The sequence below is a fragment of the Pseudomonas sp. B13(2017) genome (assembly GCF_002113245.1).
GTDB classification, from domain to species: domain Bacteria; phylum Pseudomonadota; class Gammaproteobacteria; order Pseudomonadales; family Pseudomonadaceae; genus Aquipseudomonas; species Aquipseudomonas putida_Z.
The window spans coordinates 1-24913 of sequence record NZ_NEJX01000002.1 but is presented as its reverse complement, the minus strand read 5'-3'; the positions used below and the strand labels follow the sequence as shown (position 1 = coordinate 24913).

20 protein-coding genes are annotated in these 24913 nt (G+C 65.0%); 13 read left to right on the top strand and 7 right to left on the bottom strand.

Annotated elements, in window-relative coordinates; genetic code table 11:
- Positions 1-164: 164 nt before the first annotated feature.
- The 5 genes from fabB to CAG44_RS03310 form a co-directional block, all read right to left on the bottom strand.
- Complete coding sequence (gene fabB / locus CAG44_RS03330) at positions 165-1385, bottom strand: beta-ketoacyl-ACP synthase I (RefSeq protein WP_085664051.1); 1221 nt, start codon at positions 1383-1385, stop codon at positions 165-167.
- An 11-nt stretch (positions 1386-1396) separates the two neighbouring features.
- Positions 1397-1912, bottom strand: coding sequence for a 3-hydroxyacyl-[acyl-carrier-protein] dehydratase FabA (gene fabA / locus CAG44_RS03325; RefSeq protein WP_003251509.1), 516 nt, complete (start codon positions 1910-1912; stop codon positions 1397-1399).
- 207 nt (positions 1913-2119) lie between these two features.
- Entirely contained in the window at positions 2120-4051 is a 1932-nt protein-coding gene (locus CAG44_RS03320) for an ATP-binding protein (protein WP_085691584.1), read from the bottom strand.
- Positions 4048-4938 (bottom strand): ABC transporter substrate-binding protein, encoded by an 891-nt coding sequence (locus CAG44_RS03315; protein ID WP_085592764.1) that lies wholly within the window; start codon positions 4936-4938, stop codon positions 4048-4050. Before CAG44_RS03315 ends, CAG44_RS03320 begins: the two co-directional genes overlap by 4 nt.
- Positions 4938-7085, bottom strand: a complete 2148-nt coding sequence (locus CAG44_RS03310) for a TonB-dependent siderophore receptor (RefSeq protein ID WP_177325767.1) — start codon at positions 7083-7085, stop codon at positions 4938-4940. The genes CAG44_RS03315 and CAG44_RS03310 overlap by 1 nt, the downstream gene beginning before the upstream one ends.
- Before the next feature lie 212 nt (positions 7086-7297).
- On the opposite strand from CAG44_RS03310, the gene CAG44_RS03305 reads away from it, so the two are divergent.
- From CAG44_RS03305 to CAG44_RS03245, 13 genes are all read left to right on the top strand, one after another.
- Positions 7298-8323 carry an NAD(P)H-dependent glycerol-3-phosphate dehydrogenase gene (locus CAG44_RS03305; protein WP_025339958.1) on the top strand — a complete coding sequence of 342 codons (1026 nt, stop codon included), beginning with the start codon at positions 7298-7300 and terminating at the stop codon, positions 8321-8323.
- A 36-nt stretch (positions 8324-8359) separates the two neighbouring features.
- Positions 8360-8707, top strand: coding sequence for a DUF4389 domain-containing protein (locus CAG44_RS03300; RefSeq protein ID WP_025339957.1), 348 nt, complete (start codon positions 8360-8362; stop codon positions 8705-8707).
- Positions 8704-9162 (top strand): phosphohistidine phosphatase SixA, encoded by a 459-nt coding sequence (gene sixA / locus CAG44_RS03295; protein WP_085691583.1) that lies wholly within the window; start codon positions 8704-8706, stop codon positions 9160-9162. Before CAG44_RS03300 ends, sixA begins: the two co-directional genes overlap by 4 nt.
- A gap of 303 nt (positions 9163-9465) precedes the next feature.
- On the top strand, positions 9466-10254 hold the full coding sequence (locus CAG44_RS03290) for an alpha/beta fold hydrolase (protein WP_085691582.1): 789 nt from the start codon (positions 9466-9468) through the stop codon (positions 10252-10254).
- Entirely contained in the window at positions 10251-11105 is an 855-nt protein-coding gene (locus CAG44_RS03285; RefSeq protein WP_085691581.1) for an alpha/beta hydrolase, read from the top strand. Before CAG44_RS03290 ends, CAG44_RS03285 begins: the two co-directional genes overlap by 4 nt.
- A 109-nt stretch (positions 11106-11214) precedes the next feature.
- The gene (locus tag CAG44_RS03280) at positions 11215-12009 is read left to right on the top strand and encodes a DUF4892 domain-containing protein (protein ID WP_025339954.1); all 795 of its coding nucleotides are present in this window, start codon (positions 11215-11217) and stop codon (positions 12007-12009) included.
- Between the two features lie 12 nt (positions 12010-12021).
- Complete coding sequence (locus tag CAG44_RS03275; RefSeq protein WP_085691580.1) at positions 12022-13074, top strand: AI-2E family transporter; 1053 nt, start codon at positions 12022-12024, stop codon at positions 13072-13074.
- A 229-nt stretch (positions 13075-13303) separates the two neighbouring features.
- Positions 13304-13393, top strand: coding sequence for a K(+)-transporting ATPase subunit F (gene kdpF / locus CAG44_RS03270; protein ID WP_003251485.1), 90 nt, complete (start codon positions 13304-13306; stop codon positions 13391-13393).
- A gap of 9 nt (positions 13394-13402) precedes the next feature.
- Complete coding sequence (kdpA, locus tag CAG44_RS03265) at positions 13403-15097, top strand: potassium-transporting ATPase subunit KdpA (RefSeq protein WP_085691579.1); 1695 nt, start codon at positions 13403-13405, stop codon at positions 15095-15097.
- Positions 15098-15106: 9 nt separating this feature from the next.
- On the top strand, positions 15107-17161 hold the full coding sequence (kdpB, locus tag CAG44_RS03260) for a potassium-transporting ATPase subunit KdpB (RefSeq protein ID WP_085691578.1): 2055 nt from the start codon (positions 15107-15109) through the stop codon (positions 17159-17161).
- 10 nt (positions 17162-17171) lie between these two features.
- Entirely contained in the window at positions 17172-17723 is a 552-nt protein-coding gene (kdpC, locus tag CAG44_RS03255; RefSeq protein WP_085691577.1) for a potassium-transporting ATPase subunit KdpC, read from the top strand.
- A gap of 162 nt (positions 17724-17885) precedes the next feature.
- Complete coding sequence (locus CAG44_RS03250) at positions 17886-20540, top strand: sensor histidine kinase KdpD (protein ID WP_085691576.1); 2655 nt, start codon at positions 17886-17888, stop codon at positions 20538-20540.
- Positions 20537-21232 carry a response regulator gene (locus tag CAG44_RS03245; RefSeq protein WP_013973414.1) on the top strand — a complete coding sequence of 232 codons (696 nt, stop codon included), beginning with the start codon at positions 20537-20539 and terminating at the stop codon, positions 21230-21232. Before CAG44_RS03250 ends, CAG44_RS03245 begins: the two co-directional genes overlap by 4 nt.
- 372 nt (positions 21233-21604) lie before the next feature.
- Here the strand turns inward: CAG44_RS03245 and CAG44_RS29255 are convergent, their stop codons facing one another.
- On the bottom strand, positions 21605-22210 hold the full coding sequence (locus CAG44_RS29255) for a DUF6708 domain-containing protein (protein ID WP_371858062.1): 606 nt from the start codon (positions 22208-22210) through the stop codon (positions 21605-21607).
- 164 nt (positions 22211-22374) lie between these two features.
- Positions 22375-24913: T6SS effector BTH_I2691 family protein (locus tag CAG44_RS03235; protein WP_085691575.1), on the bottom strand; the 2539-nt coding region annotated here is incomplete at its 5' end.

The following is a 24913-nucleotide window of genomic DNA, read 5'->3' as shown; positions in this document are numbered from 1 at the left end:
GCTGGCCCTATCGCCGGCAAGCCAGCTCCCACAGGTACTGCGCAGGTTCCGAAGCCTATGCAGTACCTGTGGGAGCTGGCTTGCCGGCGATAGGGCCGGTACAGGCGATACAAATGAAAACGCCCCGAACCAGTCGGGGCGTTTTCGTTTACCGCAGCAGCGTCTTACTTGCCTTCCCAGCGCTTGAGCACCAGGGTGGCGTTGGTGCCGCCGAAGCCGAAGCTGTTGCTCATGACCGTGTCGATCTTGGCGTTTTCTTCGGTCTTGCGCAGGATCGGCAGGTCGGCGACCTCCGGGTCCAGCTCGTCGATGTTGGCGGAGCCGGCGATGAAGTTGTTTTCCATCATCAGCAGGCAGTAGATCGCCTCGTGTACGCCGGCAGCGCCCAGCGAGTGGCCCGAAAGGCTCTTGGTCGAGCTGATCTTCGGTGCCTTGTCGCCGAACACGGCGCGAACGCCCTTGATCTCGGCAACGTCACCGACCGGGGTCGAGGTGCCGTGGGTGTTCAGGTAGTCGACCGGGGTGTCGACGGTCGACAGCGCCTGCTGCATGCAGCGGATGGCACCTTCGCCGCTCGGGGCAACCATGTCGTAGCCGTCGGAAGTGGCGCCGTAGCCGACGATTTCCGCGTAGATCTTGGCGCCACGGGCCAGGGCGTGTTCCAGCTCCTCGACCACCACCATGCCGCCACCGCCAGCGATGACGAAGCCATCACGGTCGGCGTCGTAGGCGCGCGAGGCCTGGTCCGGGGTTTCGTTGCGCTTGGTCGACAGGGCGCCCATGGCATCGAACAGGAACGACTGGCTCCAGTGCTCTTCTTCACCGCCACCGGCGAAGACGATGTCCTGCTTGCCCCACTGGATCTGCTCCAGGGCGGTGCCGATGCAGTGTGCCGAAGTTGCGCAGGCCGACGAGATCGAGTAGTTGATGCCCTTGATCTTGAACGGGGTGGCCAGGCACGCCGAAACGGTGCTGCCCATGGTGCGGGTAACGCGGTACGGGCCGACGCGCTTGACGCCTTTCTCGCGCAGGGTGTCCAGTGCTTCCATCTGGTTCAGGGTCGAGGCGCCGCCGGAGCCAGCCACCAGGCCGGTACGCGGGTTGGAAACCTGCTCTTCGGTCAGGCCGGCGTCCTTGATCGCGTCCTGCATCGCCAGGTAGGCGTAGGCAGCAGCGTGGCCGACGAAGCGGTAGACCTTGCGGTCGATCAGTTCTTCGAGGTTGAGGTCGATGGACCCGGAAACCTGGCTACGCAGCCCCATTTCCTTGTATTCCGGGTTGTAACGGATACCCGGACGGCTGTTGCGCAGGTTTTCGGTGACGGTAGCTTTGTCATTGCCCAGGCACGATACGATGCCCAGACCAGTGATAACGACGCGGCGCATGCGAATAACCCTTAGAAATTGTCAGTGGAGGTGAACACGCCGACCCGCAGGCCTTCGGCAGTGTAGATCTCGCGGCCGTCGACGCTGACCGAGCCATCGGCGATGGCCATGTTCAGCTTGCCCTTCAGGACGCGCTTGATGTGAATGTTGTAAGTGACTTTCTTGGCTTCCGGCAGTACCTGGCCAAAGAACTTCACCTCGCCCGAACCCAGGGCGCGACCGCGGCCCGGCAGGCCCTGCCAGCCGAGGAAGAAACCTACCAGCTGCCACATGGCGTCGAGGCCCAGGCAGCCCGGCATTACCGGGTCGCCTTCGAAGTGGCAGGCGAAGAACCACAGGTCCGGATTGATATCCAGCTCGGCGACCAATTCACCTTTGCCGTACTTGCCGCCTTCTTCGCTGATATGGGTGATGCGATCGACCATCAGCATGTTCGGCGCGGGCAGTTGCGCATTACCTGGGCCGAACAGCTCACCGCGACTGCAGCGCAGCAGGTCTTCCCGAGTAAAGGCGTGTTGTTTGGTCATGCGAGCTCCTCAATAACCCCCTGCGGCAGGGGATGAATCTTCCCGGCCGGCCCGATACGCATCGCGTCCGAGACGGCAGCCTACAGGTAGACTATTGCGTTGTGGTGAAAGTCACAGTGCACCCGGTGAAAGAAGTACAGGTGTGCACTGAAACGTCTATTTTCAGGTCCGATGAAGGTCCTGTCCAGTGTTTAAGACTGCCGCACTTTAGCATTTATCGCCAGTCGCGGTTGTCTGACCGGGTAGCCAGCGCTGCAGCACGCGCTGCAGTTCGGTGCGGCGCAAGGGTTTGCTCAGGTAGTCGTCCATGCCGGCCGCCATGCAACGCTCGCGGTCGCCCTGCAAGGCGTTGGCGGTCAGGGCGATGATCGGTAACCTGGCGCCGTTGGGCAGCTGGCGGATACGCCGGGTGGCTTCATAGCCGTCCAGGTGCGGCAGGCGGCAGTCCATCAGCACGGCGGCAAAACGCTGCCGGCTGACCCGTTCGACCGCCTCCAGGCCGTCCTCGGCCGTGCATACCGCCAGCCCCAAGCTACGCAGCATGGCCTCGATGACACTTTGGTTGACCGGATTGTCCTCTACCAGCAGCACCTGATCATTGTCGGCCACCGCCGGCGGCGCAGCGCTTGGCAGCGTCTGCGATACCGGGGCAGGGGTGGCCAGGGCCAGCGGCATCTCCAAGGTAAAGGTCGAGCCCAGGCCTTCACGGCTTTCGCCGCGCAGCTTGCCGCCCATGCGTTCGGCCAGGGTGCGGGCGATCGACAGCCCCAGCCCGGTGCCGCCATAGCGGCGGGAAATCGAGCTGTCGGCCTGCTGGAAGGCGACGAACATCATTTCCAGGCGCTCGTTGTCGATGCCGATACCGGTGTCGCGCACACTGCAGGTCAGCCAGATCAGCTGGCGGTCGAGCACCTGCCAGCGCGCCTCGACCTGTACCTGGCCGCGTTCGGTGAATTTCAGCGCGTTGCCGACCAGGTTCAGCAGGATCTGGCGGATGCGCGTGGGGTCGCCGTTCACCTGCAGCTGCTCGATACCCGCCGGCAGTTGCAGGTGCAGGGCAAGGCCGCGCTGCTGGGCGCTGTGCTGGAACGACTGGACGCTGCTGGTGATCAGCTCGCCCAGGTTGAAGTCGATGTGTTCCAGTTGCAGCGCGGCGCGTTCGATGCGCGAGAAGTCGAGGATGTCGTTGATGACCTTGAGCAGGTGCCCGGTAGACTCGCTGGCCACCGCGGTGTACTCGGCCTGTTCGCTGTTCAGCTGGGTGGTTTCCAGCAACTGCAGCATGCCCAGCACGCCATTCATCGGCGTGCGCAGCTCGTGGCTCATCATCGCCAGGAAGTCCGATTTGGCGCGGTTGGCTTGTTCGGCCTCTTCGCGGGCCTGGATCAGCTCGGCAATGGCCTGCTTCTGTTCATTGCTGGCCTGCTCCAGGGCGTGGGCCAGGTTGTTGATGTGGCGCGCCAGGTGGCCCAGTTCGCTGTCATCGACCACCGGCAACAGGGTGTGGTACTCGCCCTGCTGGATGGCCTTGACCGCATGCCCCATGTCGCTGATCGGCTTGGCCAGGCTCAGGGCCAGGCGGCGCGCCAGCAGGAAGGTGAACAGCAGGGCGAACAGCGCGAGGATACCGGCCTTGATCACGATTTCCTGCTGGCGCTGGCTGAAGGCGTCATCGGACATGCCGACGATGACCCGGCCCAGGTAATCGTCGCCGATGGCCGGGGTGGTGGCCTTGCCCTGTTGCAGGAAGTCGCTGTCCAGGCGGATCTGCTGCAGGCGGATGGGTGCCTGGAACACTTCGACGCGCTGCGCGCGGTTGGCGCTTTCGTCGGACTGCTCCACATACACCAGGATGTGGTTGCGGCTGTCCTGCACCTCGAGGAAGCGCACGTGGGGGATGCTGAGCGTGGCGCGCATCAGGCCCTCGAGCACTTCGTTGTTGCCCGAGATCACCCCGTATTCCGAGGCTGGCGCCAGCTGGTTGGCGATCAGTTGCCCGGTGTGGTTCAGTTCCTGGCGCAGGTCCTGGATACGCACGAAGGTGAAGAAGCTGATCAGCAGCAAGGTCAGCAGCAGGGCAGGGCCGAGGCTGATGATCTGGGTGCGGGTGTGGATGTCCCAGCTCAGGCGCTTGCTCATGGGGTGGGTTCTCCTTCGGCCAGGGCCTTGGCGGCGGCGTTCGGATCGATCGGTTCAAGGCCCAGGGCGCGCGCCACCTGCTGGTTGCCGCTGACGCCGAAGCGTACCGGGTACAGGCTGCGCGGCCAGCGCGCCGGTGGCTGGTCGAGCAACTGGTCGAGTACCGCCAGCCAATCGTCCTGGTCGCTGAAGGTGCTGGCCAGGGCGCCGGCGCGGACGAACCCGGCGTTCGGGCCGATCAGCGCCATCTGCCGGCCATAGCTGCTCAACAGCAGGTTCTTCGCAGTCTTGGAGTTGAACAGGTCGGCATCGTCCAGGCCTAGCAGCACGTCACTGTTGGCCAACAAATGTTGCAGAGGGCGGCTGTCGCGCGGGTCGGGCCAGTCCTGGGCAATGATCTCCAGGCCCAGCGCGCGGGCGGCATGGCGCAGCTCTTCGAGCAGAAAGCTGCTGTGCTCACCGTACAGCACACCAATGCGCTGGGCCTGCGGCAGCAGGTAGCGCGCCAGGCGCAGCTGCCGGCCCAGCGGCGGGTCGCTCCACAGCAGCGTGAGGAACGCGGGCCGCGACTTTCCCAGGCGCTGTTCAGCCTGTACCCGGCTGACCCTCATGGCCAGGGCCGGCGGGCCGGCGGTTTCCCCAAGGCGCCACTCCAGTGCGGCGTTGTCCAGCAAGATCAGGCGCTGGTCAGCCTTGAGCTTGCCCGGGCGTGGCAGGTCGGCGGTGGTCTGGAAATGCACGTGATCGTGCGGCCGGCGGCTTTCCAGCGCAGCGACGAAACTGCGAATGCCGGGCTGGTCTTCCGCGCCTACCAACACGATTTCGCTGGCAGACAGCGGCCCCATCGGCCACAGGCACAACAGCAACAGGCGCAGCAGCAGGGCCATCAGAACTCCAGCTCCGCGCTGACGCTCAGGCGGTGGCGGCTGTCGTAGCGGTTCTGGATTGCCGTGGTCGGCTCATCGTCCAGGCGCTGTTGCCACAGCGCCGCCAGCTCCAGGTTGCTGCCATGCACCCGGAAACGCTTGGCCAGGCGCAGGTCCAGGCGCTCGTAGCGGTATTGGTTGAGCGCATCGTCGCCGTAATAGAACAGCGCACTGGACCAGCCGTCGCCCCACTCGCGCATCCACCCGGCCGAGCCGCTGTTGCGCGCGCTGAGGCGGCGGTCGGCGGGGTTGCTGGCCCAGGCATCCACGTAGGCGTAGGTAAGGCGCAGGCGGTCGCGCAGGGTCGGGCGCCAGTCCAGTTGCGCCTCGCTGCCGCTGAAACGGGCCTTGTTGGCGTTGCTGGCGATGTACTGGTTGTTCTTCAGGGGCTCGCTGATCATTCCGGTGATCTCGTCGTAGAACAGCTTCACATCCATGTTCAGGTCGATGTCGCTGAAGTAGCCGTTGTAGCCCAGCTCGCGCGAGCGCATGCGTTCCTGGTCGAGGTCGCCCGGGCCGCGGGTCTTGACGAAGTATTCGCCGTTTTGCAGTCCGAAAGCGTTGGGGGTCAGGTTCTTGACCGTGTAGCTCCAGTTGATGTTGTTCTCGAACATGTCTGGCGAGCGCACTGCCTCGGAATACACCGCACGCAGGCCATGGCGCGGGGTGATCAGGTAATTGACCGCCACGCGTGGGGTCAGCGAGCTGCCGGACAGGCGCGAGTCCTCGAACATGGCGCCGCCCTGCAGGATCCAGTGCTCGTCGGCGCGCCACTCCAGCTGGCCGAACAGGCGCCAGGTCTGGTCGTCGATGCTGCCATTGAAGTAGGTCTGCGAGTCGGCACGATCATAGCGGTAGTTCATGCCGCTGAGCAGGCGCAGGCTGTCGGTCAGGCTCAGGGTGTCCTGGATTTCCAGGTCGTAGCGGGTTTCGCGGGTGCTCTGGTCGACGTCGCCGCAGACCTGCTGCTTGCCACCGTTCGCCCATTGCTGCTGGACCTTCTCCAGAAGCGCTTTCATGACGGGATCGTTGGTCGAAAGTGGTGCGCCGGTAGCAATGCCGCGCGCCACTTTTTCGGCGAAGTCAGGGTTCATTTGCCACAGCTGGGTCAATTCCGGGCTGAACGACTGCAAGGCGTCACAGGCACGCCACACCTGCTGGCGGTCGAAATGCTGGGCAGAGCCCTGGATATACAGGCTGTGCTCGGAGCTGAAGTCCTTGGTCCAGCGCAATGAGCCGGCGTAGTCCTTGGCATTGACGTCAGCGTTGTTACCGGCTTCGTATTTGGCGAACACCGGCTGATAGGTATAAGGCCGCTGGTTGCTGCCTTCCTTCGCCGCCAGTTGCCATTCCAGGGTCTGGTCGTGTGCCAGGCTGTGGCTGGCGTTGATATTGAAGCGGGTCAGCCGGCGGCTGTCGCGGTAGTCCTGGCCGAACTGGTTCTCGTCGAAGCCATCGTCCTGCTGGCCGGACAGCGACAGGCGCATGTCGCCGCCATCCCAGCCGAAGCCGTGGCTGGCGTAGAAATCATTGATGCCGTCCTGGCCGCGGGTCATCTTCAGCCGCGTGCCATGGCTGTCGGCGGGGTTGCGGGTAAGGATGTTGACCACTGCCATCAGCGCGTTGGCGCCATAGCTGACCGTGTTGGGGCCTCGGAACACCTCGATGCGCTCGATATCCTCCATGGCGAGCGGGATGTCGCTCCAGTCCACCGTGGCCAGGCCGGCGCGGTACACCGAACGGCCATCGATCAGCACCTGCATGCGCCGGGCATCGTTGACGTTGCTGCCGTGGTAGTTGACCGTGGGTTGGTTGCCGGCGTTGTAGCCCACCATCATGCCCGGCACCAGGCGCAGCAGCTCGGGGATGTCGCGGGCACCGCTGGCGCGGATCAGCTCGCTGTCGAGCACGGTCATGCTGCCCGGGACTGCGGCGGGGGATTGTTTCAGGCGCGTGGCGGTCAGAACCTGCGGCAGGTCCGTGTTGTCGATGAACAGGTCATCGGCCACGGCCGGGCCACCGAGCAGGGCAGTCAGTATGAGCAGGCGCGGGTACGGGGGCGTGCCAGGGAACACAAAGCGGCCTTGTATCAGGATTGAAACAGGCATGGTAACCGACCGCGGGGGTTTTGCCAGTGATCTGCTCTACCTGTCGGGCCCTTTCGCGGGCATGCCCGCTCCCACAGCCGCTCTGAAGGACTGCGCTATCCCTGTGGGAGCGGGCGTGCCCGCGAAAGGGCCGGTACTGACACTGGTTCTGTAGCAGGCGAGCCGTATAATGGCCGGGTCGCCACTTAACTTTTGGCTTTAACGGATTGGATATGACTGAACAGCAACCTGTTGCAGTTCTGGGAGGCGGCAGCTTCGGCACCGCCGTGGCGAACCTGCTGGCAGAAAACGGTGTGCCGGTGCGCCAATGGATGCGCGACCCGGAACAGGCCGAGGCCATGCGCGTCAATCGCGAGAATCCGCGCTACCTCAAGGGCATCCGCCTGCACGACGGCGTCGAGCCGGTCAGCGACCTGCTGGCCACCCTGCAGGCCAGCGAGCTGATTTTCGTCGCCCTGCCATCGAGCGCCTTGCGCAGCGTGCTGGCCCCGCATGCCGAGCTGCTGCGCGGCAAGGGCCTGGTCAGCCTGACCAAGGGCATCGAAGCGCAAAGCTTCAAGCTGATGAGCCAGATCCTCGAGGAAATCGCCCCCGAGGCGCGCATCGGCGTGCTGTCCGGCCCCAACCTGGCCCGTGAAATCGCCGAACATGCACTGACCGCCACGGTGGTTGCCAGCGAGGACGAAAAACTGTGCCAGCAGGTGCAGGCCGTGCTGCATGGGCGTACCTTCCGCGTCTACGCCAGTGCCGACCGCTTTGGCGTCGAGCTGGGCGGGGCGCTGAAGAACGTCTACGCCATCATCGCCGGCATGGCGGTGGCCCTGGGCATGGGCGAAAACACCAAGAGCATGCTGATTACCCGCGCCCTGGCCGAGATGACCCGCTTCGCCGTCAGCCAGGGCGCCAACCCCATGACCTTCCTTGGCCTGGCCGGTGTCGGTGACCTGATCGTCACCTGCTCCTCGCCCAAGAGCCGCAACTACCAGGTCGGCCACGCGCTGGGCCAGGGCCTGAGCCTGGAGCAGGCGGTCAACCGCCTGGGCGAAGTGGCCGAAGGCGTCAACACCCTCAAGGTGCTCAAGGCCAAGGCGCAGGAAGTGCAGGTGTACATGCCGCTGGTGGCTGGCCTGCATGCCATCCTGTTCGAAGGCCGCACGCTGAACCAGGTGATCGAGCACCTGATGCGTGCCGAGCCGAAGACCGATGTCGATTTCATTTCCATCAGCGGTTTCAACTGAGCCTTCAGCGGCTCTGACAACAGCAAGGAGCAACACATGAACGATACGCCCGAACGCGCCCAGCGCGAGTCGATCATCCTGCGGGTCCTGTGGATGGTGGTGTTCCTGGTGGTCTGGCAGCTGGCCGAGCTGCTGCTCGGTGGCCTGGTGCTGGTACAACTGATCTACCGCCTGGTGTACGGCGCCCCCAGCGCCAGCCTGATGAACTTCGGCGACAGCCTGAGCCAGTACCTGGCGCAGATCGGCCGCTTCGGCAGCTTCCACAGCGACCAGAAGCCCTGGCCGTTCGCCGACTGGCCGGCACCGCGTGCCCCGGAAGGCGAGGCGCCGCATGCAGTGGCTCCGGCCCCGCACCCGGTGCGTGACGAGGAGCCCAAGCTGTGAAGCTGTGGGTGCTGCGCCACGGTGAAGCGGAGCCGCGGGCCAACAGCGATGCCGAGCGCCGGCTGACCGCCCATGGTCGCGAGCAGGTGCTGCACAGCGCCGCCCGCCTGCTGGGCCAGCCACTGCAGGCGATCATCGCCAGCCCTTACGTACGCGCCCAGCAAACGGCCGCCCTGGTGCATGACACCCTGGGCTTCGCCGAGCCGGTGCGCACCGTGCCCTGGCTGACACCTGACAGTGATGTGCAGCAGGTTATCGGCGAAATCGAGCGCCTGGGCCTGGAGCATGTGCTGCTGGTCAGCCACCAGCCGCTGGTGGGTACCCTGGTAGGGGCGTTGCAGCATGGCCACCAGCAGCAACCGGCAGGCATGAGCACTGCAAGCCTGGCGGAGCTGGAAGGGAACTGGCCGCTGGCTGGGTTGATGACCCTTAGGGCGATCAACTCGCCGGCCTGAAACCCCGGGGCCGCTGCGCGGCCCTTCGCGGGCTTGCCCGCTCCCACAGGTGTGTCGCTGAGCTCATGGTTTACGCGATCCCTGTGGGAGCGGGCAAGCCCGCGAAGGGCTGCAAGGCAGCCCCAGTCAAACCGACAAACCTTAACTGACTCGCATTAGGGCTTGGCGAAGCCCGTGCCATCCTCCGCCGCGCCGCGCCCACAAGCCTGACCTGATAGCCCTCGCCGATGACCTATCCGGACGTTGCCGAACTGCCCCGCGATACCGACAATGGGCCATCATCCCCCATCCGGACCCGGCGCCATGTCGCAGCAGATCTTCTTCGCCCATGCCAACGGTTTCCCCTCGGCCACCTACGGCAAGCTGTTCGCCGCCCTGGCACCGGACTACCAGGTGCAGCACCTGGCCCAGCACGGCCACGATCCGCGCTTTCCGGTGGACGACAACTGGCAGAGCCTGGTCGATGAACTGCTGCACCACCTGGCCCGGCAGGACCAGCCGGTATGGGGCGTCGGCCATTCGCTGGGCGGGGTGTTGCACCTGCACGCAGCCTTGCGCTGCCCCGAGTACTACCGCGGCGTGGTGATGCTCGACTCGCCGGTGCTCACCCGCGCCGACCAGTGGCTGCTGCGCACCGCCAAGCGCTTCGGCTTCATTGACCGTATCACCCCGGCTGGCCGCACCCTGGGGCGCCGCGAAACCTTCAATGACCGCGACAGTGCCCGAGACTATTTCGCCGGCAAGTCACTGTTTCGCCATTTCGATCCCGAATGCCTCGATGCCTACATAGAGCACGGCCTGCAGGCGATGGAGCAGGGGCTGCAGTTGCGCTTCGACCCGGCCACGGAAATCAGCATCTACCGCAGCATCCCGCATACCAGCCCTGCGCCCGCGCGGCAATTGCAGGTGCCGCTGGCCATGGTCCGTGGCGAGCGCAGCAACGTCATTCGCCGCCACCACACACTGGCTGTGCGCGGCATGCCCAGGGGCGAGTTCCACAGCGTGCCGGGTGGGCACATGTTCCCGCTGGAGCGACCAACCGACACCGCCAGCCTGATCAAGGGCCTGTTCGACCGCTGGAGCCAGGCATGAGCGCGCAGGTCGAGGAAATCCGCCTGAGCCTGGGCCATATCGAACTGGCGGCGCACCTGTTCGGCCCCGAGGACGGGCTGCCGGTAATCGCCCTGCATGGCTGGCTGGACAACGCCAACAGCTTCGCCCGCCTGGCGCCGCAGCTGAAAGGCCTGCGCATCGTCGCCCTGGACCTGGCCGGGCATGGTTACTCCGAGCACCGGCCGCTCGGCGCCGGCTATGCCCTGGCCGACTACGCCCATGACGTGCTGCGGGTGGCCGAGCAGCTGGGTTGGCAACGTTTCGCCCTGCTGGGCCATTCGCTGGGGGCAATCATTTCCGTGCAACTGGCTGGCGCGCTGCCGGAGCGGGTCAGCCATCTGGCCCTGATTGACGGCGTCATCCCGCCGACCGGCGCCGAGCAGGATGCCGGCGAGCGGCTGGGCATGGCACTGCAGGCCCAGTTGCGCCTGGATGGCAAGCGCAAGTCGGTGTACACCACACTGGAGCAGGGCGTGCAGGCACGCATGAAAGGCATGGTCGCGGTCAGCCGCGAGGCAGCCGAGCTGCTGGCCCAGCGTGGCCTGATGCCGGTGCCCGGCGGTTACAGCTGGCGCAGCGACAGTCGCCTGACCCTGCCTTCGCCAGTGCGCCTGAGCGAGGCCCAGGCCATGGCCTACGTGCACCGGGTAAGTTGCCCGGCGCGCCTGGTGGTGGCTGCCGACGGCATGCTGGCGCGCCACACAGGGTTGCTGGAGCAGCTACCCTTCGAGCAGGTGACGCTGCCCGGTGGCCATCACCTGCACCTGAACGATGAGCAGGGCGCGGCCCTTGTCGCAGACTGTTTCAATCGCTTCTTTGGCTTTGCTTGACTTGCACCGGACAAGTGTCGAGGCTTGGCGGGTTGAACAGGGAGACAACCATGCAACTGCCAGACATCCTGGAGCTTCACCTCGGCGCTGAGCGCCGCCTGGTTCGCCAATGAGCGCGCCTGTTGCCATCCGTAATGCCTTCGCTGCCTGCCTGGTGTTCGCCAGCCCCGTTTTGTGGGCCGGCAGCCTGCCGGTACCGGTGGACGCCAAGGTGGTCGACCAGCGCCCGGCCGTGGAGCAGGAGCGTGTCTACCCCATGGGCCCGCTGCGCAAGATCAGCGGCCGCCTGCGGGTCGAGGACAAGGTCGAAAGCCGTGGCCAGGTCAGCTCGGTAACCTACGAACTGCCGGTCGAGCGTACCGCCCGCGAAGCCTTCACCAGCGCTCGCGAAGCACTGCAGCGCGACGGCGGCTACCCGCTGTTCTGGTGCCAGGGCCGCGATTGCGGCGAGGCCAGCCTGTGGGCCAATGATGTGTTCGCCAATGCCCGCCTCAACGGCGGCGACGAGCAGCAGGCGTTCATCCTGCTGCGCCGCTCGGCGGAGCAGGCCGATACCCTGGTCGCGCTGTACAGCGTCACCCGCGGCAACCGCCGCGCCTACCTGCACGTGGAAGAGTTCGTCGCCGGCAGCCCGCTGGGCGAACTGCTGCCGACCGCCGCCACGGTGCTGCGCGAAATGCGCGACACCGGCAAGCTCGACTACCCTGACCTGGCCGCACCGCAAGACGCCTGGGCGAACCTGCTGGCCCGCAGCCTGAACCTCGACAGCACCCTGCGTGCCAGCCTCAGTGGCGCCCAGGCTGAAGCCTGGCGCGAGGCGCTGGTCAAGGCGGGGGTGCGCAATGGCCGCCTCGAAGTCGGTAGCGCGCCTACCGACGGCCTGCACCTTGAACTGATCCGTTGAACGGGCACCACCATGGCTAACAATGACCGCTTGCTGGTCCAGATTCTGCTGCTGGCGCTGCTGGGTGCCGGCCTGTGGGTGATGGCACCTTTCATTTCAGCGCTGTTGTGGGGCGCCATCCTGGCCTTTGCCAGCTGGCCGTTGATGCGCTTGCTGACGCGTGCGCTGGGCGGGCGCGAAACCCTGGCGGCCAGCCTGCTGACCACTGCCTGGATCCTGATCGTGGCGCTGCCGCTGGTGTGGCTGGGGTTCAACCTGGCCGATCACATTCGCGATGCGACGGCGTTCGTGCGTGACGTGCAGGTGGACGGCCTGCCCGATGCCCCGGCCTGGCTGGGTGGCATCCCGTTGGTTGGCGAGCGCCTGGTCAGCTGGTGGCAATCGCTGGACCAGCAGGGCGCGGCCTTGCTGGCCTCGGTCAAGCCGCATCTGGGGCAGGTGGGCAACTGGTTGCTGGCGCGCAGCGCGCAGATCGGCAGCGGCGTGCTGGAGCTGACCCTCAGCCTGGTATTCGTGTTCTTCTTCTATCGCGACGGCCCGCGCTTGGCGGCGTTCGTCCTGCGCTTGCTGCACCGCTTGATGGGCGACCGTGCCGAGTACTACCTGGAGCTGGTGGCCGGTACGGTGCAGCGGGTGGTCAACGGGGTGATCGGTACGGCCGCCGCGCAGGGCGTGCTGGCGTTGATCGGCTTCCTGATTGCCGGTGTGCCCGGGGCCATCGTGCTGGGGCTGGTGACCTTCATGCTCAGCCTGATCCCCATGGGCCCGCCACTGGCCTGGATCCCGGCCACGGGCTGGCTGGTATGGAAGGGCGAATACGGCATGGCGGTGTTCCTGGGGGTTTGGGGTACCTTCATCATCAGTGGCGTGGACAACGTGCTCAAACCGTACCTGATCAGCCGTGGCGGCAACCTGCCGCTGGTGATCGTGCTGCTGGGGGTATTTGGCGGTTTGATCGCCTTTGGCTTCATTGGCCTGTTCATCGGGCCGACCTTGCTGGCGGTCGGGTACAGCCTGCTGTTGGACTGGAGCCGCAACGCGGTGCAGCAGCCGCCCCAGCGGTAAGTTTATGCCGGCCTCTTCGCGGGCTTGCCCGCTCCCACAGGTACAGCAAAGGCCTTGAGCCTTGTGGAGTCCCTGTGGGAGCGGGCGAGCCCGCGAAGAGGCCGCCACAAACCGCTGATCTTTACACCTTCTTTATTCCCATCCCCACCCCCCAATCTCGCCCCTTTACGCCCCTCGCTCGGACAATTTCCCCAAAGCGGCCCAAGCCGCACCACGGGGAGAACCACACATGAACATGCTCGACGGGCTGTCACTGCTGCTGGCAGTGGCATTGGCGTTTTATCTGCTGGTGGCGCTGCTGCGCGCCGATCGCAGCTAGGGAGCGGCCATGCACAGTTACGACTTCGCCTTGCTGTTGGCATTTTTCGCCATCGTGCTGCTACCGGCACCCTGGCTCGGGCGGTTCTACTTCAAGGTCATGGAAGGCCAGCGCACCTGGCTGTCGCCGGTGCTGGGCCCGGTCGAGCAGGCCTGCTACCGGCTGGCGGGCGTGCGCGCCAGCCAGGAGCAGAGCTGGCAGCAGTACACCCTGGCCCTGCTGGCCTTCAACCTGGCCGGGTTCCTGCTGCTGTTCGCCGTGCTGCTGTTGCAGGGCTACCTGCCATTCAACCCGCAGCATCTGCCCGGCCAGGAATGGTCGCTGGCGTTCAACACCGCGGTCAGCTTCGTCACCAACACCAACTGGCAGGCCTACAGTGGTGAGGCGTCGGTCAGCTACCTGAGCCAGATGCTCGGCCTGACCGTGCAGAACTTCGTCAGCGCTGCCACCGGCCTGGCCGTGCTGGTCGCCCTGTGCCGCGGCATCGCCCGGCGCAGCGCCACGACGCTGGGCAACTTCTGGGTCGACATGACCCGCGCCACCCTCTACGGCCTGCTGCCGCTGTGCCTGCTGCTGGCGTTGTTGCTGGTATGGCAGGGCGTACCGCAAACCTTGGCCGACTACGCCCACGCGGTCACCCTGCAAGGCACCGAGCAGACCATCCCGCTGGGCCCGGCCGCCAGCCAGATCGCCATCAAGCAGCTAGGTACCAACGGCGGTGGCTTCTTCGGAGTGAACTCGGCGCACCCGTTCGAAAACCCCACGGCCTGGAGCAACCTGTTCGAGGTGGCTTCGATCATCCTCATTCCGGTGGCGCTGGTGTTCACCTTTGGTCACTACGTGAAGGACCTGCGCCAGAGCCGCGCCATCCTCGCCTGCATGCTCGCCCTGTTCCTGATCGGCGGCAGCACGGCGTTGTGGTCCGAGTACCAGCCCAACCCGGCCCTCGAGGGCGCGCAGGTACAGCAAAGCGCGCCCATGGAGGGCAAGGAAAGCCGCTTCGGCACCACCGGTTCGGTGCTGTGGACAGTGACTACCACCTCCGCCTCCAACGGTTCGGTCAATGCCATGCACGACAGCCTCAACCCGCTGACCGGCATGGTGGCGATGGTCAACATGATGGTCGGTGAGGTGATCTTTGGCGGCGTTGGTGCAGGGCTGTACGGCATGCTGCTGTTCGTGCTGATCGCGGTGTTCCTGGCCGGGCTGATGATCGGCCGCACCCCGGAATACCTGGGCAAGAAGCTGCAGGCCCGCGAGGTGCAGTTGCTGGTGGCGACCCTGCTGGTGATGCCGGTCGGCGTGCTGGTGCTCGGCGCCATCGCCGCCAGTCTGCCGGGCCCGGCGGGTGCGGTCAGCAACCCGGGTGCGCATGGCTTCAGCCAACTGCTGTACGCCTACACCTCGGGCACGGCCAACAACGGCTCGGCCTTTGCCGGCTTCGGTGCCAACACGGTGTTCCACAACCTGATGATCGGCCTGGCCATGCTTGTCGGCCGCTTCGGCTACATCCTGCCGGTGCTGGCGCTGGCCGGCTGCCTGGCGGCGAAGAAAAGCGCGCCCCAGGGGCTGAACAGCTTCCCCACCCATGGCCCGCTGTTCACCGGCCTGCTGCTGGTCACCATCCTGCTGGTCGGTGGCCTGACATTCCTGCCGACCCTGGCCCTTGGGCCGATTGCCGAACACTTGAGCCTGGGTTTTTGAGGACCGACCATGAACATGCCCATTCCTGAAGTACAAGCTCGGCATAGTGCCAAGGACCAGACCCGCTTCGCTGCGTTGTGGCGCCCTGCTCTGGTGCAAGCATTCGTCAAGCTCGACCCGCGCCAGCTCAAGCGCTCGCCGGTGATGCTGGTAGTCGCCCTGACTGCTGTGCTGACCACCGTCCTGTGCTTCGCCCCCGGCAGCGGCGTGAGCACCGGCGTTGCCGTGCAGATCGCCCTGTGGCTGTGGTTCACCGTGCTGTTCGCCAACTTCGCCGAGGCCCTTGCCGAAGGCCGTGGCAAGGCCCGCGCCGACAGCCTCAAGGCCGGCAGCCAGGGCCTGACCGCCCAGCGTCGCAAGCGCGATGGCAGCTACGAGACCGTCGCGGCCAGCGCGCTGCGCAAGGACGATGTGGTGCGCGTGGTGGCCGGCGAAATGATCCCCGGTGACGGCGAGGTGCTCGAAGGTATCGCTGCGGTCAACGAGGCCGCCATTACCGGCGAGTCCGCGCCGGTTATCCGCGAGTCCGGCGGCGACCGCTCGGCGGTGACCGGCAATACCCGGCTGGTCTCCGACTGGTTGTTGATCCGCATCACCAGCAACCCGGGCGAATCGACCCTCGACCGCATGATTGCCCTGGTCGAAGGCGCCAAGCGGCAGAAGACCCCGAACGAGATCGCCCTCGACATCCTGCTGATCGGCCTGACCCTGATCTTCCTGATCGTGGTGGTGACCCTGCAGCCGTTCGCCCGCTTCGTCGGTGGCAGCCTGCCGCTGATCTTCCTGGCCGCATTGCTGGTGACGCTGATCCCCACCACCATCGGCGGCCTGCTGTCGGCCATCGGCATTGCCGGCATGGACCGGCTGGTGCGGCTGAACGTCATCGCCCGTTCCGGCCGCGCGGTGGAGGCGGCCGGTGACGTGCATACGCTGATGCTCGACAAGACTGGCACCATCACCTTTGGCAACCGCCGCTGCAGCGCGCTGCACGCCGCACCGGGTATCACCGCCCGCGAGCTGGGGGAGGGCGCCTTGCTGGCCTCGCTGGCGGACGACACCGCCGAGGGCAAGTCGATCGTCGAGTACCTGCGCCAGTTGCATGACTTCGTAGAACCGGCCGCCGGGCAGTTCGAGGCGGTGGCGTTCAGCGCCGAGACGCGCCTGTCGGGCATCGACCTGCAGCAGCACCGCTACCGCAAGGGCGCCGTCGACGCCGTGCTGGCGTTCGTTGGCATGCAACGCCTGGAAATGCCCCAGGCGCTGGCCCGTGAAGTGGAGCGCATTGCCCAGAGCGGCGGTACACCGCTGCTGGTGTGCATCGACAAGCGCCTGCTCGGCGTGATCCACCTCAAGGACGTGGTCAAGCCCGGCATCCGCGAGCGCTTTGCCGAGCTGCGCAAGCTGGGCATCCGCACGGTGATGGTGACCGGCGACAACCCGCTGACCGCCGCCGCCATCGCTGCCGAGGCCGGCGTGGATGACGTGCTGGCCGAGGCCACGCCAGAGAAGAAGCTGGCGCGCATCCGCCAGGAGCAGAACGACGGCCGCCTGGTGGCCATGTGCGGCGACGGCGCCAACGACGCCCCGGCCCTGGCCCAGGCAGACGTGGGCATGGCCATGAACGACGGCACCCAGGCCGCGCGCGAGGCGGCCAACATGGTCGACCTGGACAGCGACCCGACCAAGTTGCTGGCTGTGGTGCAGGTCGGCAAGGAGCTGCTGGTGACCCGCGGCGCGTTGACCACCTTCTCCATCGCCAACGATGTGGCCAAGTACTTCGCCATCCTGCCGGCGCTGTTCGCCGCCATCTACCCGCAGCTGGGCGTGCTCAACCTGATGCATTTGGCCAGCCCGCAGAGTGCGATTCTGTCGGCCATCGTGTTCAACGCGCTGATCATCATCGTGCTGATCCCGCTGGCGCTGCGCGGCGTGCGGGTGCAGGCGGCCAGCGCGGCACACCTGCTGCGGCGCAACCTGCTGATCTATGGGCTGGGTGGCATTGTCGTGCCGTTTGCCGGGATCAAGCTGATCGACCTGCTGCTCAATGTCCTGCACCTGGTCTGAGGAGGCCACCATGAATGCTTATGTACGCCCGGCATTGAGCCTGGCCCTGTTGATGACCCTGGTGACCGGCGCGCTGTATCCGTTGGCGGTGACCGGTATTGCCCAGGTGGTTTTCCCCAGCCAGGCCAATGGCAGCCTGGTGCGCGATGACCGGGGCCAGGTGCGCGGTTCGGCGCTGATCGCCCAGGATTTCCAGGGCGATGGCTGGTTCCACGCGCGGCCATCGGCAGGCGCCTATGCCACCGTGGCCAGCGGCGCCAGCAACCTGTCGCCGAGCAACCCGGCGCTGGCCGAGCGGGTCAAGGGCGATGCGGCTGCGTTGTACCAGGCGCAGCAGGGGCCGGTGCCCCAGGCGCTGCTCACCACCTCGGGCAGCGGCCTCGACCCGCACCTGCCGCCGGAGGCCGTGGCCTACCAGATCCCGCGGGTGGCGGCGGCACGGCAGTTGCCGGTGGAGCGCTTGCAAGGCTTGCTGGAAGAGGCCACCCTCCACCCATTGATCGGCCCGCCGGTGGTCAATGTGCTGGCCTTGAACCAGGCACTTGAGCATCTGGGCCACTGATATCGGGGCCGCTTTGCGGCCCTTCGCGGGCTTGCCCGCTCCCACAGGTACAGCGCAGCTTCCGAGTATTGCGATCACCCTGTGGGAGCGGGCAAGCCCGCGAAGGCCTGCAAAGCAGGCCCAAAAGAGGCTGCAGGACGCCGCCACACCAAAGGATGAAAGATGAGTGACTCCGCCCGCGCAGACGCGCTGTTGGCTACCCTCCCGCGAAGTGACCGGGGGCGGTTGAAGGTGTTCCTTGGCGCCGCCCCCGGCGTCGGCAAGACCTTCGCCATGCTCCAGGCCGCCCACGCCCAGCAACGCCAGGGCGTGCAGGTGCTGGCCGGTGTGGTCGAAACCCATGGCCGTGCAGAAACCGAGGTATTGCTCGGAGGCCTTCAGCAGCAACCCCTGCTGCGCAGCCAGTACCGCGGCGTCACCCTTGAGGAAATGGACCTCGACGGCCTGCTCAAGGCCGCGCCGGCCCTGGTGCTGGTCGACGAACTGGCCCACACCAATGCGCCCGGCAGCCGCCACGCCAAACGCTGGCAGGACGTACAGGAACTGCTGGCCGCCGGCATCGATGTGTACACCACGGTCAACGTCCAGCACCTGGAAAGCCTCAACGACAAGGTCCGCGACATTACCGGCGTGCAAGTGCGCGAAACCCTGCCGGACTGGGTACTGCAGGAAGCCTTCGAGCTGGTGCTGATCGACCTGCCACCCCGGGAGCTGCTCGAACGCCTGCGCGAAGGCAAGGTGTACGTGCCCGAGCAGGCGCGGGCCGCCATCGATGCGTTCTTCTCGCAAACCAACCTTACCGCCCTGCGCGAGCTGGCCATGCAGACCGCCGCCGCCCAGGTGGATGCCGACCTGGCCCACGGCTATCGCCAACGCGGCCAGGAAGCCCCGGCCCTGCGTGGGCGCTTGCTGGTGGGCGTGGATGGCGACGACCAGGCGGAACGTTTGGTGCGCCATGCCAGCCGCGTGGCGCAACGCCGCCACCTGCCCTGGAGCCTGGTGCACGTGGACAACGGCCGCCTGCGCGACGAAACCGCGCGCCAGCGCCTGCAAGCTGCCCAGCAACTGGCCGAACGCCTGGGCGGGGAGGTGGTACTGCTGCGTGCCGGTGAAGTGGTGCGCACGCTGATCCAGCATGCCGCCGAACGGCGGGCCAGCCTGGTGCTGGTCGGGCAGTCCCGCGACCGCCTGCGCCGGCGCCTGTTCGGTGCCGGTGTGGCCGCGCGGCTGCTGCGCGAAAGCCACGGCCTGGAAATCAACGTGCTGGACCGCGACGCGCAGCCGCAAGCGCCGCGTTCGGCGGTGCGGCGGGTGTGGGTCTGGCGCCATTACCTGCTGGCGCTGCTGGCCACGGTCATGGCCGCGGGCCTGGCCTGGGCGGTGTCGAGTGTGCTGGCCCTGCCCAACATCTCGCTGGTGTTCCTGGCCGCGGTGTTGCTGGTGGCGGTGCGCAGCAGCCTGGGGCCTGCGCTGGCCTGCGCGGTGCTGTCGTTCCTGACCTACGACTTCCTGTTCATCCCGCCCAATCTGTCGTTCAGGATCCAGCGCGAAGAAGACGTGCTGACCTTGGTGTTCTTCCTGTTGATGGCTGCACTCACCGGCAACCTGGCTGCGCGCCAGCGCCGCCAGTTGCAGGCGCTGCGCGAGACCCAGGCGCAGACCAACCAGTTGCTCGACCTGTCGCGCCGGCTGACCGTGGCCACCGACCGCCAGGCGGTGTTCAACGCCGCCGGCCAGCACCTGGACGGTTGGCAGGACATGCAGGTGTGCCTGCTGGAGCGCAATGTCGAAGGCCAGTTGCAGGTGGCCAGCGGCGAAGCCCATGCCTTCAGCGATAACGAACGCGCCGCCGCAGAATGGGCCTGGCAGCACGGCCAGGCCGCCGGTCATGGCAGCGACACCCTGCCCAATGGCCGCTGGTGGTGGTGGCCGCTGGCGGTGGATGAGCAGCCCTTGGCATTGCTCGGTGTGCGCCCACGTTCCGGCCAGCCGCTCAGCGACCCGCGCCGGCGCCTGCTCACTGCCCTTGGTCAGCCACTGGCCCAGGCCCTGGCCCGCGCGCGCCTGGCCGAACAGCTGGAGGCCGCGCGCCTGCATGGCGAAACCGAGCAGCTGCGCAGCGCCTTGCTCGCGTCCGTTTCTCATGACTTGCGCACCCCGCTGACCGCCATGCGCGGCAGCATCGACAGCCTGCTGGCGTTGGGCGAGGCGATCCCCACCGCCGACCGCCGCGAACTGCTGGAAGGTACCCGCAACGAGGCCGAACGCCTCGACCGCTACATCCAGAACCTGCTCGACATGACCCGCCTGGGCCACGGCGGCCTCAAGCTGGCCCGCGACTGGGTGGCCCCGGCCGACATCGTCGGCAGCGCGCTCAACCGCCTGCGCGCGGTGCTGGCGCCGCTGCGGGTACACACCGATGTGCCGGCCGAGCTGCCGTTGCTGTTCGTGCATGCGGCGTTGATCGAGCAGGCGCTGGTCAACGTGCTGGAAAATGCCGCGCGCTTCTCGCCAGCCAATGGCCGGCTGGAGCTGCAGGTGTCGGTGCAGGATGCCCTGTTGTGCTTTGCCGTCAGCGACCAGGGCCCCGGCATTCCCGTGGATGATCGCGAGAAGATCTTCGACATGTTCTACACCGCCGCTCGCGGCGACCGCGGCGGGCAGGGCACCGGCCTGGGCCTGGCGATCTGCCAGGGCATGATCGGCGCCCATGGCGGGCAGATCCTGGTGGGCGAAGGCATCGATGGCCAGGGCACCAGCATCACTTTATGCTTGCCGCTGCCTCCTCAACCTGAAACCGAAAGCGAAACCCCATGAGTCAGTCCGCCACCCTTCTGGTCATCGACGATGAACCGCAGATCCGCAAGTTCCTGCGTATCAGCCTGGCCTCGCAAGGCTACAAGGTGCTCGAGGCCGCCACCGGCGCGGAAGGGCTGGCCCAGGCGGCGTTGGGCAAGCCGGACCTGGTGGTGCTTGACCTGGGCCTTCCGGACATGGACGGCCAGCAGGTACTGCGTGACCTGCGCGAGTGGAGCGCGGTGCCGGTGCTGGTGTTGTCGGTGCGCGCCAGCGAAGTGCAGAAGGTCGATGCGCTGGATGGTGGCGCCAACGACTATGTGACCAAGCCGTTCGGCATCCAGGAGTTTCTGGCGCGGGTGCGCGCCTTGCTGCGCCAGGTGCCGCAGGCCGGTGGCTCGGAAGTGGCGGCCAGTTTTGGGCCGCTGATGGTGGACTTTGCCTTTCGCCGGGTGACCCTGGATGGCGTGGAAGTGGCGCTGACCCGCAAGGAGTATGCGCTGCTGGCGCAACTGGCCGGGCACCCGGGGCGGGTGATTACCCAGCAGCAACTGCTCAAGGATATCTGGGGGCCTACCCATGTGGACGACACCCATTACCTGCGGATCGTGGTCGGGCATCTGCGGCAGAAGCTGGGCGATGACCCCACGGCGCCGCGGTTCATCATCACCGAGCCAGGGGTGGGGTACAGGTTGGTGGCGCCGACCATGTAACCCCTGTGGGAGCGGGCGTGCCCGCGAAGAATCCAGCGCGATGCATGGCACCGGCTGCGCCGGTGTTCGCGGGCATGCCCGCTCCCACAGGGTCCCTGCTAATTCAATGAGTCATGTGCAGTCCAAGAGAGATTGCCCAGCCCTATGGGCTGCGCTGTCGCGTAGAAAACTGAATTCGCAAGCGGCCCGCGTACCCTGTGGGAGCGGCTTTAGCCGCGAAGAATCCAACGCGGTGCATGGCACCGGCTGCGCCGGTGTTCGCGGCTGAAGCCGCTCCCACAGAGTCCCTGCTAATTCAATGAGTCATGTGCAGTTCAATGAGAGCTGGCATGCCGGCGATGGGGCCAGAGCAAGCAGCGCAAGACAGTAAGCTCAGGGGGCGGTTCTCGACTCCAGATCCATTTCCGCTGGCCACTCTACTCGGGGTGCCAGGCGCAGGGCGAACTCACACCAGAGCACATCGTTGTGATCCTTGGGGGGGGCGGGTGGTGGCAGGGCTGAGGGGCCTTCCTGCATGTAGGTGCAGATGTAGGCCCAGGCATGCTGGTCGGCACCCATCGTAACCAGAGGAAAACGGTCGATGACATTGTTTGTGCCAGGTGCAACGATGGAGAGTGTGACACCCGATTTGAAAATTAACCCACCGTTTGGCAGTGCGCCGGTCTGGGACCAGCGCTCGGCGCGGACTTGGGACCAGTCGTAGCAAACTGTTTCTACTTTCCAGTTCGTGAAGGGGTTCCACCAGCAGTACTTGAAATTGTACGCATACAATTTTTTACGTACTCGGTTGAAGCGAAGGGGTTCATCTCGGGGTGGGGATATGCTTGCTCGAAGGCAAAATACGGATGCCCATACTCCGCATGCAAGTATTAATATGTCAACTAGCACGGATTCGAAGTCTCTCTGCTCCAAGTTGGAGTTTATGAAACTGAGCAGAGGGGTGGTGATGGCGATAGTTGGAAGCGAAAGTAAAGCCATTACTTCTCTTGCCCAACCGAGGGGTCTGGGTACTTCAAGGTAGATAAGATCCTGATGGTTAGGGGATTGATTGCCCAGGCTGGCTTCGGTCGCAATGGGAATGTCAGGATGGGGTAGGTCCTCTATCCATCCTGTACATGGCGGGTTAAGGTGCGGGCGGGCCATTAGAATAGACTCCTTAGCGAGGACAGATTGTTTTCTCTCATTGTCACTTTTGCATAACCTGACATGTCATGCTTGTTGGGCCAATAAGTGAGCGTTAGCTCAATAGCTTTTGTGCAATGGTTTTCCAGTAGTGGAATTGAAGTGCTGATGTGCAGGGTCTTATCGGTGGTTTTAAAAATTATTCGTTCGCTGACGCTTTCAGGGCTAGCAAAGGTTTTTTGGGTTTCTTCGGGCACGTATTCGACTACTTTTGGATGTGAACTATTACCGGAGAGATAAAAAGGCAGTCGATTTTGCCCTGCTGGGTACACAGTCAGTTGCCATTTGTACTGTGCGTCTTCAGTGCTGAAATTTGGCAAGCTTATGTACAAATCGAGATAAAAACCTGCCGCGACAGCAGCGTCATCGCTGATGAAGGCTTTTGTTTGGTCTAGCGTGTACGTACTGTGAGTTGGTTGAAATCTTGTCTCAATTGAAGCCTGCGCTTGAACTCCCAAGGCTGCCGCGTTCAGTGAGCCAATTGCGGTATCCAGATCTTGTGGATTCATCCAGCGACGATGTTCCTCTGGTGTTCCCCATCTACTGTGTCGGGACCAAAGCTCTAATAGTGAAGATTCTTGATTTTTGGCATCCATCGCCAGCGTATAGGCTGCCAGACCAAGGATGATCGTAAAGCCTAAGGGACCGAGTAGCGAACTTGCGAATAATGCCGAGTAAATACCAGAGACAGTGGAAACTGTAGCAAGCACGGCCGCGCGAGCGTACTGGTTTGCAGAGGTGCTGTCCCCTTGGTTATTAGTTCTGGCGAGCGCATTCACGTATTGCACTGCATCCATGGCATTGGCGAGTGCAGCGATGGCGCCGCCATACTTGGCTAGGTTCTTTCCTAGTAAGGCTGTGGTTACCGTTCCGGGCCACGGTATCTTCGGTCGTACAAGTGTGACAGCAAGCCCTGCCGCTTCGACACTCACTCCCAACAACCCAAGCGATGAAGACCAGATCGCCGCAAGCGCCTCCGGATTGTTCTGATGCATCTCCTGCAACGCCCGATAGTTCTTGCCCAGGCTGTCCTGCTGGAACCATATGCCCCCCAAGGCAAACAGCAGCTTCACGCTTTCGTTACTCGCTGCAGCATCCCGCAGGCTGCGCATCGCATCGCTTGCCACGCTTTGCGCGGCCGTAGAACTGATCTTCAAACCACCCGTAACCTGCGCACGCAGCGTACCCGCACCAATCGCAATATTGCGTACCAGCGCCCCGACGCCACCGGCTGCACCTTCGCGCAACTGCACCAGCCGCGCCTGTAAACTTTCAGCACTTTCCAACGTCCAGAGCATCACCTCGATCATCTGGCTACGGTTACCCGCTGCCGCAATATTGATCGCGCCACTGAGCACCATGGCTCGCACCTTGCGGCCCAGGGGATCACGGAACTGCTTGTCTACCTGCTGCAGAAACGCATCGGTCCGCGCTTCCAGGGCTTCATTGAGCAGGCTCATGTATTCGCCCACTGTCAGCGACACCCGCAGCGGCGTCACCTGCTGCCCGGCGAACAGGGCAAACGCCGAGCGATGCACATGGCCGATCAGGGTCTTGGTCCGTTCACTCAGGTGCTGGCTGAGCGCATTCCCGGCGCTGTTGGTCGCGGCCAGCAACTGGCCAACGGCATCCTGTATCGGCTTGATCATCAGCAGCTGGCCATCGGCGGTACCGGCGATGCCCTTGATGATGTCGTACACCTTGCCGAAGTCGTCCCCGGACAGCGCGTTGGCCACCTGCTGCATCAGCTTCTGGTTCTTGGCCAGCAGTGCCTGGTAAAGCAGGCTGCGGTCGTCTTCCAGCAGCTGCTGCCAGATATGCTGGGTGATCCCGAGCGGCTGACCCTCCTGCGGCAGGGTTTCAGTGGGCCCGCCGGCCAGGCAGGCGGCCATCATCTGGATGAAGTACTCCACCGAAACGGGGGAGGTCGCGTCATAGTCGTAGTAGCCGATCTGCTGAAACGCCCGCTTGGCATAGTGCCGCGCATACAGATCGCCAACCTGGTCGATCATCGACTGCCAGTTTTTCAGTTCGCGGTCGTAATCGGCCTGGAACGCGGCGCGGGCGCTTTCGTCGTAACGCTCTTCCAGCCGCTCGCGGGCATCCTGCTGTTTGCGCGCGATGTTGCGTTCGGTCTGCGCGTCGATGTCCACCGGCGGCAGATACGCCTTGGCCGCGATCGGGCTGTCGTTCCACTGCTCGACCTGCCGGGCTTCCCGCTGCGCGTCCTCGGCACCCTGCACGGCCGCCATGGCAGCGTGCAATTCGCGGATGCCCAGTAGTGCTTGCGAGGTGAAGTATTCGAAGTGCCGCTGCGGCTGCGCCCGCCATTCCTGCAGGGCTTGCACCCAGCCAGTGCGTTGCGCGTTGAGCTCCATGACCATGCCGACCGGGTCGGGTAGCGTCAGCGCCAGCAGGCCATTGGGCAGTTGTTCCTGCTGGATGACATTGCGCACATGCGTGCGGGTTTCATGCCAGCGGCCCAGGCGGCTGTAAAAG

Excerpts from the sequence above, each read along its gene's own strand:
- fabB (WP_085664051.1), bottom strand. The coding sequence starts at position 1,385 with ATGCGCCGCGTCGTTATCACTGGTCTGGGCATCGTATCGTGCCTGGGC.
- fabA (WP_003251509.1), bottom strand. The coding sequence starts at position 1,912 with ATGACCAAACAACACGCCTTTACTCGGGAAGACCTGCTGCGCTGCAGT.
- CAG44_RS03320 (WP_085691584.1), bottom strand. The coding sequence starts at position 4,051 with ATGAGCAAGCGCCTGAGCTGGGACATCCACACCCGCACCCAGATCATC.
- CAG44_RS03315 (WP_085592764.1), bottom strand. The coding sequence starts at position 4,938 with ATGGCCCTGCTGCTGCGCCTGTTGCTGTTGTGCCTGTGGCCGATGGGG.
- CAG44_RS03310 (WP_177325767.1), bottom strand. The coding sequence starts at position 7,085 with ATGCCTGTTTCAATCCTGATACAAGGCCGCTTTGTGTTCCCTGGCACG.
- CAG44_RS03305 (WP_025339958.1), top strand. The coding sequence starts at position 7,298 with ATGACTGAACAGCAACCTGTTGCAGTTCTGGGAGGCGGCAGCTTCGGC.
- CAG44_RS03300 (WP_025339957.1), top strand. The coding sequence starts at position 8,360 with ATGAACGATACGCCCGAACGCGCCCAGCGCGAGTCGATCATCCTGCGG.
- CAG44_RS03290 (WP_085691582.1), top strand. The coding sequence starts at position 9,466 with ATGTCGCAGCAGATCTTCTTCGCCCATGCCAACGGTTTCCCCTCGGCC.
- CAG44_RS03285 (WP_085691581.1), top strand. The coding sequence starts at position 10,251 with ATGAGCGCGCAGGTCGAGGAAATCCGCCTGAGCCTGGGCCATATCGAA.
- CAG44_RS03280 (WP_025339954.1), top strand. The coding sequence starts at position 11,215 with ATGAGCGCGCCTGTTGCCATCCGTAATGCCTTCGCTGCCTGCCTGGTG.
- CAG44_RS03275 (WP_085691580.1), top strand. The coding sequence starts at position 12,022 with ATGGCTAACAATGACCGCTTGCTGGTCCAGATTCTGCTGCTGGCGCTG.
- kdpF (WP_003251485.1), top strand. The coding sequence starts at position 13,304 with ATGAACATGCTCGACGGGCTGTCACTGCTGCTGGCAGTGGCATTGGCG.
- kdpA (WP_085691579.1), top strand. The coding sequence starts at position 13,403 with ATGCACAGTTACGACTTCGCCTTGCTGTTGGCATTTTTCGCCATCGTG.
- kdpB (WP_085691578.1), top strand. The coding sequence starts at position 15,107 with ATGAACATGCCCATTCCTGAAGTACAAGCTCGGCATAGTGCCAAGGAC.
- kdpC (WP_085691577.1), top strand. The coding sequence starts at position 17,172 with ATGAATGCTTATGTACGCCCGGCATTGAGCCTGGCCCTGTTGATGACC.
- CAG44_RS03250 (WP_085691576.1), top strand. The coding sequence starts at position 17,886 with ATGAGTGACTCCGCCCGCGCAGACGCGCTGTTGGCTACCCTCCCGCGA.
- CAG44_RS03245 (WP_013973414.1), top strand. The coding sequence starts at position 20,537 with ATGAGTCAGTCCGCCACCCTTCTGGTCATCGACGATGAACCGCAGATC.
- CAG44_RS29255 (WP_371858062.1), bottom strand. The coding sequence starts at position 22,210 with ATGGCTTTACTTTCGCTTCCAACTATCGCCATCACCACCCCTCTGCTC.